A 9,851-nucleotide genomic window follows, 5' to 3' on the forward strand; every position below is an offset into this window, starting at 1 on the left:
GGGTGTCTCCGCCGGCCTATGTGCAGTAACCCCTCCCCGGCCCTCCCCTTGCATTGCACCCCGCCGTTATTCTGAGGATGTCGAGTTCAAGGGGAGGGAGCAGTTCGGCGCCGTGCAGATATAAAAAAGCCCCGCATGAGCGGGGCTTTGTCCATCAGAAATGCGCTGTTATCAGAACACCAGATGGGCGATAAGCGCGATGACCGGCAGGGTGACCAGGGTACGCAGCAGGAAGATGACGAACAGCTCCACTATGTTGACCGGGATCTTGCTGCCCAGCAGCAGGGCGCCGACTTCCGACATATAGATAAGCTGGGTCACCGACAGGGCGGCAATCACGAAGCGGGTCAGGTCGCTCTCGATGGAGGTCGCCAGAATGGCCGGAATGAACATGTCGGCGAAGCCTACCACCATGGTCTCGGAGGCGGCGGCCGCTTCCGGGATCTGCAGCAGCTCAAGCAGCGGCACAAAGGGCATGCCCAGCCAGCTGAACAGCGGCGTGGTTTCGGCTATCACCAGTGCCAGGGTACCGAAGGCCATGACCACAGGTAATACACCCAGCAGCATGTCCAGCGCATTGTGAATGCCGGTACGGGCCACCTGGCCCAGGCTTTCTACCTTGCCGGCGCGGGCCAATGCAAGATGATAGCCATGACTCAGGCGAGAATAACCGGCAGGGGTAACTTCGTCATTCGCCGGGCGCGCTTCACCATTGATGAAGGTGTCTTTCTTCCAGCACAGGGGCGGCAGACGCGGTACCACGATGGCCGCCACTATGCCGGCCACACACACCGCCAGGTAGAAAGGAATGAACATGTGCTCCAGCTTCACCTGGGCCAGTACCACCAGGCTGAAGGTAATGGACACCGCCGAGAAGGTGGTGCCGATGACCGCCGCTTCACGCTGGGTGTAATGATGGCCTTCGTACTGTTTGCTGGTCAGCAGAATACCCACGCTGCCATCGCCCAGCCAGGAAGCCATGCAGTCTACCGCCGAACGGCCGGGCAGACGAAACACCGGGCGCATGATGCCGGTCAGCAGGGTACCGACAAATTCCAGCAGGCCGAAGTCCAGCAGCAAGGGCAACAGCAGGCCGGCAAAAATAAACACCGCGAACAGCACCGGCATCAGATCGTTCAGCACCAGGCCGCCGGTGTCACCGCTATAGAGAATTTCCGGGCCGGTCTGGGTATAAACCATCACCACGAACACGGCGCCAAGCAGCCGGCTTACCAACCACACCGGGCTCACATTGAACAGGGTATTCAAAAAGGAGCTGCGGGTGACAAACGCCGGTTTAAACAGGGTGGCGAACAGCGATAACAGTGCCGACAGGCTGACAATGCCGGTGACTATGCTGGTCAGCGAACCGGACAGCAGCGCCTGCAGGCTCTTGGCCAGCACCGCTATCATGATGGTCAAATCGCCGTTATAGCTGACCGGGGTCATGAACAGCAGTATGCCCAGCAGCGAGGGCAATAAAAACATCAGCAGATTGCGTTTACCGACCGCGGCCTGCCCTTTCAAGGTCTTTTCCATGGTGACTCCTTCCTTATCGGGTCCATACCCAACTCGGCTAAAAAAAGGTAAAAACCGCTGTTTTATGCGGCCCAGCAAACCAAAAAGGAATAAAACCAACCCACAAATGAATAAATCATCAAAGTAAGGCGGTCTTGCTGAATACTTATTTTACAGCCAAATATATTTAATCAAAAGAAAAAATCAAAACATATATCCAGTAAAGAGGTCTATGTTAGATTTTTGTTCCATATTGTTAAAACAGGCGGGAGTATAGGGATTTTTCGGGGCCATGAAAACCGACCCGGCGCACAAAAACAAAAAAGGCTGCCGCAGCAGCCTTGAGAACGCGTTGAAAACTCATTTTCGTCGGAGCAAAAAACACAACTCATCGAAGAATCGCCGTTCCCCCGATGCCACCCGGGGGTTACTCTGCCCTTCTTCTATATGGCCCAACCGCTCGATGCTGAAATGCGCTTCAAACAGCCGTCGAACCTCCGACTCGGGAACAGCAAAGGGCGGTGACTGCTGCTGAGCGGGCGCATAATCCACTGTGATCAGCAGCAAAGTCGCTCCCGGATTGAGCAATCGCGCCAGCAAGTCGACATAAGCAGTGCGCATCGCCTCCGGCAGGGCAATCAGCGCCGCCCTGTCATAGGCGGCATCGAAACGGCGCTGCAGGCTGTCGGCCTGAAAGAAGTCGCCTTCATACAGGTGTATCCGGCCGGCATGTCGGCACCGATAAGAGCCTGATTGCTCCGACTCGGGTTCAAGCCCTGCCTCGGCGAAAAAGTCCTGCACCGCCAGCGGCGACAGCTCGAACCCCGCCACCGGGTGCCCCAGCTCCGCCAGCCAGTGCATATCCCGGCTCTTGCCACAAAGAGGCACCAGCACCTCGGTCTGCTCCGGGAGCGTTAACCGGGGCCAGAACCGGCTTAACTGGGCGTTAACCTGCTGGCGGTGAAATCCGATGCGCGAAGACTGCCAGCGCTGATGCCAGAACTCTGCTTCCATGTCGATTCCCGTTGTTGATATAAAGTTGTAGATAAAACCGGGACTATCGCAGCTTGATACCCTGTCTATCAAGCCCCCGGCTTGAACTGATTGCTGCCGGGATCGTAGCGGTAACCAATTTGTGACATGCGCGCCATCAGCCGGCCGCTGTCCAGCTCGTAACGGGACAGCAATGCGGTGAGGCTGTCACACTCCAGACGCAGCTTCTCGTTCAGAATACTCAGTACCATATGGTTATCCATTCGCTCCAGTAGCGTCTTGTCCATGTTGTTCTCCTGTCTGGTTTTTTTGCTCAAGATAGCGGGATCAACGAATACTATAGCCGGACCGAAAAATACTGCCTCACTTAAAAATACTGTGTATTTAAACAGTATTTTATTGACCGGTATGCCACCGGGCATTACTGTATATAAAAACAGTAACTGAGCAGAAAGGATCCTGTATGGCCACTCTATTATCTCGTGAACAGTTATCTACTGAGCAGCTATCTCGTAAGCAGTTATCTCGTGAGCAGACAGTTTCATCCACGCACCGGCGCCTTCCCCCTCAAGGTGAAACAGACAATACCATCATGCGTATTGCGCACTGGAGCAGTTCACAACAGGCACGCCTGCTGGCTAACCTGGCCGCCATCAGCCACGGTAACCGGGGGTGGATATTGATCGCCAATGCACCGGCACCGTTGTCACGCAGGGCGCTGATCGGCGCTGGAGTCAACCCGGCACGGGTAATAGAGGTAAAAAGAGCGTCCGTACAGCTGCTGCAACAGGCCATGGCCTGCACCGGTATTGCCGCCGTGGTGTGCTGGCAGCCGACCGGTAACACGCTACCCACCGGCAGCCATCGCCGCCAACGCGTGTTCATGATCAACCAGCACGACGCCCTGCCGGCTTCATCGGGTCAGGCCAGATGTACCCCCGCCCCTTTCATGACCGAAAAAGCCGGCATAACCAGGTGCACGAGATCCGTAGCCGGAGAAATGGCGTGGCGTGGGTTAACTCGGGGATACTGCGGTTCTATTCGGTAATACAGAGGTAGGGCCGCCATCCGTGGCGGCTTCAATAGGGGATATATCAAGAGGCCAGATGTACTGAGGGTTCATAGCACATACTCAGTGCCCTCCTTCGTCCTTGTCGTAAGGAAACCTGACATGACCGTAGCGGATCACCAGTATCGCCACCGCCAGCACCAGGGCGGCGCCAGCCACCGTGAACAGCCGCCAGCTGTCCATGCCTTTCATGTCCAGAATAAGGTAACGAGCCAAGGCGACGATGGCGATATAGAGCGGTATGCGAATAGGCAACTTACCGGAACGCAGGTAAATGGCCACCATTGCCAGCACTTCCAGATAAATAAACATCAACAGCAAGTCGGCCAGGGTCACGGTTCTGGCCCGCCACATATGACCGATTTCAATGCCCACCGCCACCACGGTGGACGCGGCCACGATGATCAGGCCAATATGCTGCAACACATCCAGTACCTTGCTGCCCAGCATGCGGTTATTACTCATAGACTCCCCTTATATATGGTGTAAACAGGATCACTCCTCGGATAGCGGCCATCCTGGCGGTGTTTGCTCCCCGGCCCACACAGCAAGTCCGTCCGAAAAGGGAGTGACAGCATGGGCCATCGCAGCCGGATCCGGCCTTGTTCCCTCAGGACCAGCCCCCTATAATAACCGCGATTTTACTCACATAACTTATAAGAAATTAAACTTGTATGAACTTTTTGAATAAAGCGAACACGCCGCCCTAGCCTACACATCCTGCATCCATAGTGCTTACCTGCGCCTTGTCTCGCCTCTGTGCGAGCGTTTTGCTTTGTCCGTACCACTTTGTCCATAGAAGTTAATGAATCCGTACCACTGTGCCCGCCTCGATGCCACGCCGGTACGACACCCGACCCACAACCCTGGAACAATAATAATGCTATCGAACATCAAGCAAACCTGGTTCTTCAACATAAGGGGAGACGTGCTCGCCGGCCTGGTGGTTGCCCTTGCGCTGATCCCGGAAGCCATCGCCTTTTCCATTATCGCCGGTGTCGATCCCAAGGTTGGCCTCTACGCCTCCTTCAGCATGGCGGTGGTCATCGCCTTCGCCGGTGGCCGTCCGGGCATGATATCCGCCGCCACCGGCGCCATGGCGCTGCTGATGGTGACTCTGGTCAAGGAGCATGGCCTGCAATATCTGCTGGCCGCCACCCTGCTGTGCGGTGTGCTGCAGATCCTCGCCGGCTATTTGCGTCTGGGCGAGCTGATGCGCTTTGTGTCCCGCTCCGTGGTCACCGGCTTCGTCAACGCCCTCGCCATTCTGATCTTTCTGGCCCAGCTGCCCGAACTGACCAGCGTCACCTGGCATGTGTATGCCATGACGGCCGCCGGTCTGGGCATCATCTATCTGTTACCCCTGGTGCCGGTGGTGGGCAAACTGCTGCCTTCACCGCTGGTGTGCATCGTCAGCCTGACCCTGGTCGCCATTGCCTTCGGTATCGATATACGCACCGTGGGTGACATGGGCGAGCTGCCGGACAGCCTGCCGATGTTCCTGTGGCCCGAGGTACCGCTCAACTTCGAGACCCTCGCCATTATTTTCCCCTACTCCCTGTCGCTGGCCATAGTGGGTCTGCTCGAGTCGATGATGACCGCCACCATAGTGGACGATCTCACCGACACCAAGAGTGACAAAAACCGGGAGTGCAAGGGTCAGGGTCTGGCCAACATTGCCACCGGCGCCTTGGGCGGCATGGCCGGTTGCGCCATGATTGGCCAGTCGGTCATCAACGTCAAATCCGGCGGTCGCGGCCGGCTCTCTACCCTGGTGGCAGGCGTGGTGCTGCTGATCATGGTGGTGTTCCTCGGCCCCTGGGTATCCCAGATCCCGATGGCAGCCCTGGTAGCCGTGATGATCATGGTCTCTATCGGTACCTTCAGCTGGAGCTCGATTACCGATCTGAAAGCGCACCCTGTCAGCTCCAGCATCGTGATGGTCGTTACCGTCGCCACCGTGGTATACACCCATAACCTGGCTTATGGTGTGCTGATGGGCGTACTGCTCAGCGCCCTGTTCTTCGCCAACAAGGTGGGTCAGATCCTGTATGTGGGATCCGATAAAGCCGACGACGGCAGTCGCGTATATCGGGTGGTAGGTCAGGTGTTCTTTACCTCCGCCGAGCAGTTTGTGGCCGCCTTCGACTTCAAGGAAGTGGTCGAGCGGGTACGCATCGATCTGAGCCGGGCCCATTTCTGGGACATTACCGCCATCAGCGCTCTGGACAAGGTGATACTGACCTTCCGTCGGGACGGTACCGAGGTGGAAGTGATCGGTCTGAACGAGGCCAGCGCCACTATGGTGGATCGCTTTGCCGAGCATAAGGATCCCAAGGCTGTCGAAAAGCTGATGGGCCACTAAGGAGAAATGAGTATGACGACCAATGTAATGGCATGTATCGACGGCTCCAGCCACGCAAGCGCCGTATGCGATTGCGCCAGCTGGGCCAGTCTGCGCCTCGAAGCTCCGCTGACCTTTATTCATGTACAAAGCAAGGATACCACCCAGACCAAGAGTGATCTCAGTGGCAGCATAGGCCTGGGTAGCCAGGAGCACTTGCTGGCCGAGCTGGCCGAGCTGGATGCCCAGCGCAGCAAGCTGGCCACGGAGCAGGGTTCACTGATGCTGGCCGCGGCCAGCACCCGCGCCACCGTGGCCGGTGTAAGCGCACCGACCACCTTGCAGCGCCACGGCGAGCTGATTGAAACCCTGCTGGAATTCGAGCCCGACACTCGACTGCTGGTGCTGGGCCGCCACGGGGAAGCATCCAGCTCCCCCTATGCGCATCTCGGCAGTCATGTCGAGCAGGTGATCCGCGCCCTGCATCGCCCTATTCTGGTGACCCAGGGTGAATTCAAGGCGCCGGAAAAAGTCATGCTGGCGTTCGATGGCAGTGCCACCACCCGTAAGGGAGTGGAGATGCTGGCCCAGAGTCCGCTGTTCAAGGGGCTTGAGCTGCACATAGTACTGGTGGGTGCCGATACAGACGATCACCGCGAACAGCTTGGCTGGGCCGGCAACGTTCTGAATGCGTCCGGCCTTGATGCCCGCACTCACATTGTGGCCGGTGAAGTCGACCAGGCACTGCCGGCTTATCAGCTGGAGCATGGCATCGACATGATGGTGATGGGTGCCTACGGCCATTCCCGTATTCGCCAGCTGCTGGTGGGTAGCACCACCACCGCCATGATCAGCAATGCCCGGGTGCCGCTACTGATACTGCGCTAAGGTTTATCCGACACTAAAAAAACCACCGGGGGCCATGGCCCCCGGTGGTTTTTTTCTGCCTGAATTCAATCGGCGGGAAATCGGGTTCCCGCCCGATCAAACAGCCAGCTTACGCCACGCCTTTTTCACGCAGGTATTCTTCGTAGTTACCGCTGAAGTTGCGGATACCGTCTTCGCTCAGCTCCAGAATCCGGGTGGCCAGCGATGACACGAACTCACGGTCATGAGACACGAAGATCAGGGTGCCCTGATACATTTCGAGCGCCATGTTCAGCGACTCGATGGATTCCATGTCCAGGTGGTTGGTCGGTTCATCCATCACCAGAATATTGGTTTTTTGCAGCATCAGCTTGCCGAACAGCATGCGACCCTGCTCACCACCGGACAGCACGCCCACCTTTTTCTGGATGTCGTCCTGGCTGAACAGCAAACGGCCGAGAATGCTGCGAATGGTCTGCTCGTCGTCACCGGCCTGCTGCCACTGGCTCATCCAGTCGAATACCGTGATATCCATGTCGAAATCGGCGGCATGATCCTGAGCGTAATAACCGATAGTCGCGTTGTCCGACCACTTGTAATGGCCGCTGGTGGGCGTCAGTTCACCGACCAGGGTCTTGACCAGAGTCGTCTTACCGATACCGTTGGCGCCAAGAATGGCGATGCGCTCACCCACTTCCACCAGCATGTTCAGGTTCTTGAACAGCGGTTCTTCGCCATAGCCCTGAGACATCTGTTCCATTTCCAGCACGTTACGATAGAGTTTCTTGTCTTGCTCGAAACGCAGGAAAGGGTTCTGACGGCTGGAGGCTTTGACTTCTTCCAGTTTGATTTTTTCAATTTTCTTGGCACGAGACGTCGCCTGACGGGCCTTGGAAGCATTGGCACTGAAGCGGGCCACGAACGACTGCAGATCGGCGATCTGGGTCTTTTTCTTGGCGTTATCGGACATCAGACGCTCGCGGGCCTGAGTGGAGGCCAGCATGTAGTCGTCGTAGTTACCCGGATAGACCCGCAGTTCGCCGTAATCCAGATCCGCCATGTGGGTACAGACGCTGTTCAGGAAGTGACGGTCGTGCGAAATGATGACCATGGTGCTGTTACGCTCGTTCAGCGCGCCTTCCAGCCAGCGAATGGTGTCGATGTCCAGGTTGTTGGTGGGCTCATCGAGCAGCAACACTTCCGGATCGGCAAACAGCGCCTGGGCCAGCAGCACCCGCAGTTTCCAGCCCGGTGCCACTTCACTCATGGGGCCAGTATGTTGCTCGACCGCAATGCCCACACCCAGCAAGAGCTCTCCGGCACGAGACTCGGCAGTGTAGCCATCGTACTCGGCTACCTTGCCTTCCAGCTCTGCGGCTCTCATGTAGTCGTCGTCACTGGCTTCCAGGTTAGCGTAAATGGCGTCACGCTCCTGAATGGCAGCCCACAACTCGGTGTGTCCCATCATCACCACGTCCAGCACGCGCACACCTTCGTAGGCGAACTGATCCTGGCGCAGTTTGCCCAGTCGCTCGTTGGCGTCCAGGCTGACATTGCCGGAGCTGGGATCCAGATCCCCCCCCATGATTTTCATGAAGGTAGACTTGCCGCAACCGTTGGCGCCGATAAGGCCATAACGGTTGCCGTCGCCGAATTTGACAGAGATATTTTCAAACAGCGGCTTGGCGCCGAATTGCATGGTGATGTTGTTGGTGGAAATCAAGAAGCAGACTCACAATTAACGAAACGAAGAAAGGCGCTATCGCCGAAGGTCGACAAGGATACCGACAGTCAGCCTAAAGTTCAAAGAGTGTGCAATATTAATAGCAATAAGGGTGCCAGATGGGTGTTTTTCAGCGGTAATACCCATCGCATTAAACATTCGATCTGTTTGACTCTCATACCAATCTCGGACAAAGGGCCCGCTCCACCGACCCGCTCAAGCACCTCCCTGTGACGCTCAGCACATGACGTCCCTGTCATGTGATGGTCGGTGGAGCAGATCCCTTTGCCCTCCTTGATGCTCCGGCGTCGCCTGTTAGCACGGCCTGCGGACAACTCGGTGTTCAAGAAGAGGCAACAGAGAACGGTTCCCACGACCGTGACATGCCATGGATGGCATGTCCGAGCTTTACATGGATGTACTCGTAGCGTGTCGTGGGAGGCGGCTGTGTTGCCTCTGGAGTGCAGGCCAAAATCTTGATCAAATGCTTCATGTAATTGGTATAACAGGACTCTGAAAATGGCAAAGAGATAAATAGGTAGCGCCGGAAACTTCACTCTGGCTCACTGCATAAATAGGAATAAGCCGCGTTTTTTTATATCATATTGGCTCATTTCAAGGTCACCCTATGGAGAGCACGGTGCACTCAGACTATATCACTGCCGCCCTGATTGCCGAGGTGGAAGCCATCGCCCGGGACGCGGGTGCCGCCATCATGGACATCTATGGCCGGGACTTTTCCATCGAGCAAAAAGCCGACAATTCACCGCTGACCGAGGCCGACGCCGCCGCCCACCGGCTGATTGACGCGCGCCTGAACCAATTGTCGTTACGCCTGCCTGTGCTGTCGGAAGAAGACACCGAGCAATTCAGCGGCGCTGATGCTCAAGGCCGTTACTGGCTGGTCGACCCGCTCGACGGCACCAAGGAATTCATCAAACGCAACGGCGAATTTACCGTCAATATCGCGCTGATCGAACAGGGCAAGCCGGTACTGGGCGTGGTCTATGCCCCCGCACTGTCGTTATGCTACACCGCCGCCCGAGGATTTGGCGCCAACAAGACCGACGCCGAGGGTAATAAAAAGTTGATTAGCGTCGCCGAGCATAACGCCGGTACGCCCTGGCGGGTGGTGGGCAGCCGATCTCACGCCGGTGAGGCCATGCCGCTGTTGCTCGAGCAACTGGGCGAGCACGAACTGGTCGCCATGGGCAGCTCACTCAAGTTGTGCCTGGTCGCCGAAGGCGCCGCCGATGTGTATCCGCGGCTGGGCCCCACCTCGCTGTGGGACACCGCCGCCGCCCACTGCGTGGCGGAGCAGGCCGGCGGCCGGGTGA

The 9,851-nt window shown here is 57.1% G+C and carries 9 protein-coding genes; 4 read left to right on the top strand and 5 right to left on the bottom strand.

Annotated features, from left to right (window positions below; translation table 11 throughout):
- Nucleotides 1-171: 171 nt before the first annotated feature.
- The 3 genes from UN63_RS16120 to UN63_RS16130 form a co-directional block, all read right to left on the bottom strand.
- Nucleotides 172-1,539 carry a YjiH family protein gene (locus UN63_RS16120; RefSeq protein ID WP_104488520.1) on the bottom strand — a complete coding sequence of 456 codons (1,368 nt, stop codon included), beginning with the start codon at nucleotides 1,537-1,539 and terminating at the stop codon, nucleotides 172-174.
- Nucleotides 1,540-1,878: 339 nt separating this feature from the next.
- Nucleotides 1,879-2,532, bottom strand: a complete 654-nt coding sequence (locus UN63_RS16125) for a thiopurine S-methyltransferase (protein WP_104488521.1) — start codon at nucleotides 2,530-2,532, stop codon at nucleotides 1,879-1,881.
- 68 nt (nucleotides 2,533-2,600) lie between these two features.
- A complete protein-coding gene (locus UN63_RS16130; RefSeq protein ID WP_104488528.1) occupies nucleotides 2,601-2,798 on the bottom strand; it encodes a DUF4250 domain-containing protein in 198 nt (65 codons plus the stop codon).
- 305 nt (nucleotides 2,799-3,103) lie between these two features.
- Between UN63_RS16130 and UN63_RS16135 the strand changes: the two genes are divergently transcribed.
- Nucleotides 3,104-3,559: a hypothetical protein gene (locus tag UN63_RS16135; protein WP_104488522.1), complete on the top strand. Its 456-nt coding sequence runs from the start codon at nucleotides 3,104-3,106 to the stop codon at nucleotides 3,557-3,559.
- Between the two features lie 84 nt (nucleotides 3,560-3,643).
- Here UN63_RS16135 and UN63_RS16140 read toward each other — a convergent pair whose 3' ends face one another.
- Nucleotides 3,644-4,045 (bottom strand): phosphate-starvation-inducible protein PsiE, encoded by a 402-nt coding sequence (locus UN63_RS16140; protein ID WP_104488523.1) that lies wholly within the window; start codon nucleotides 4,043-4,045, stop codon nucleotides 3,644-3,646.
- 415 nt (nucleotides 4,046-4,460) lie between these two features.
- On the opposite strand from UN63_RS16140, the gene UN63_RS16145 reads away from it, so the two are divergent.
- Together UN63_RS16145 and UN63_RS16150 are read left to right on the top strand one after the other, a co-directional pair.
- Nucleotides 4,461-5,945 carry a SulP family inorganic anion transporter gene (locus tag UN63_RS16145; RefSeq protein ID WP_104488524.1) on the top strand — a complete coding sequence of 495 codons (1,485 nt, stop codon included), beginning with the start codon at nucleotides 4,461-4,463 and terminating at the stop codon, nucleotides 5,943-5,945.
- A gap of 12 nt (nucleotides 5,946-5,957) precedes the next feature.
- Nucleotides 5,958-6,812, top strand: coding sequence for a universal stress protein (locus UN63_RS16150; protein ID WP_104488525.1), 855 nt, complete (start codon nucleotides 5,958-5,960; stop codon nucleotides 6,810-6,812).
- Between the two features lie 109 nt (nucleotides 6,813-6,921).
- Here the strand turns inward: UN63_RS16150 and UN63_RS16155 are convergent, their stop codons facing one another.
- Nucleotides 6,922-8,514: an ABC-F family ATPase gene (locus UN63_RS16155; protein WP_104488526.1), complete on the bottom strand. Its 1,593-nt coding sequence runs from the start codon at nucleotides 8,512-8,514 to the stop codon at nucleotides 6,922-6,924.
- 640 nt (nucleotides 8,515-9,154) lie between these two features.
- On the opposite strand from UN63_RS16155, the gene cysQ reads away from it, so the two are divergent.
- Nucleotides 9,155-9,851 (top strand): 3'(2'),5'-bisphosphate nucleotidase CysQ (cysQ, locus tag UN63_RS16160; RefSeq protein WP_244905188.1); only part of this gene is annotated, 697 nt, incomplete at its 3' end.

This window comes from Oceanisphaera arctica, assembly GCF_002936955.1.
Classification (GTDB): domain Bacteria; phylum Pseudomonadota; class Gammaproteobacteria; order Enterobacterales; family Aeromonadaceae; genus Oceanimonas; species Oceanimonas arctica.

Coding starts and splice junctions, on each gene's coding strand:
- UN63_RS16150 (WP_104488525.1), top strand. CDS start 5,958: ATGACGACCAATGTAATGGCATGTATCGACGGCTCCAGCCACGCAAGC.
- UN63_RS16140 (WP_104488523.1), bottom strand. CDS start 4,045: ATGAGTAATAACCGCATGCTGGGCAGCAAGGTACTGGATGTGTTGCAG.
- UN63_RS16120 (WP_104488520.1), bottom strand. CDS start 1,539: ATGGAAAAGACCTTGAAAGGGCAGGCCGCGGTCGGTAAACGCAATCTG.
- UN63_RS16130 (WP_104488528.1), bottom strand. CDS start 2,798: ATGGACAAGACGCTACTGGAGCGAATGGATAACCATATGGTACTGAGT.
- UN63_RS16125 (WP_104488521.1), bottom strand. CDS start 2,532: ATGGAAGCAGAGTTCTGGCATCAGCGCTGGCAGTCTTCGCGCATCGGA.
- UN63_RS16135 (WP_104488522.1), top strand. CDS start 3,104: ATGCGTATTGCGCACTGGAGCAGTTCACAACAGGCACGCCTGCTGGCT.
- UN63_RS16145 (WP_104488524.1), top strand. CDS start 4,461: ATGCTATCGAACATCAAGCAAACCTGGTTCTTCAACATAAGGGGAGAC.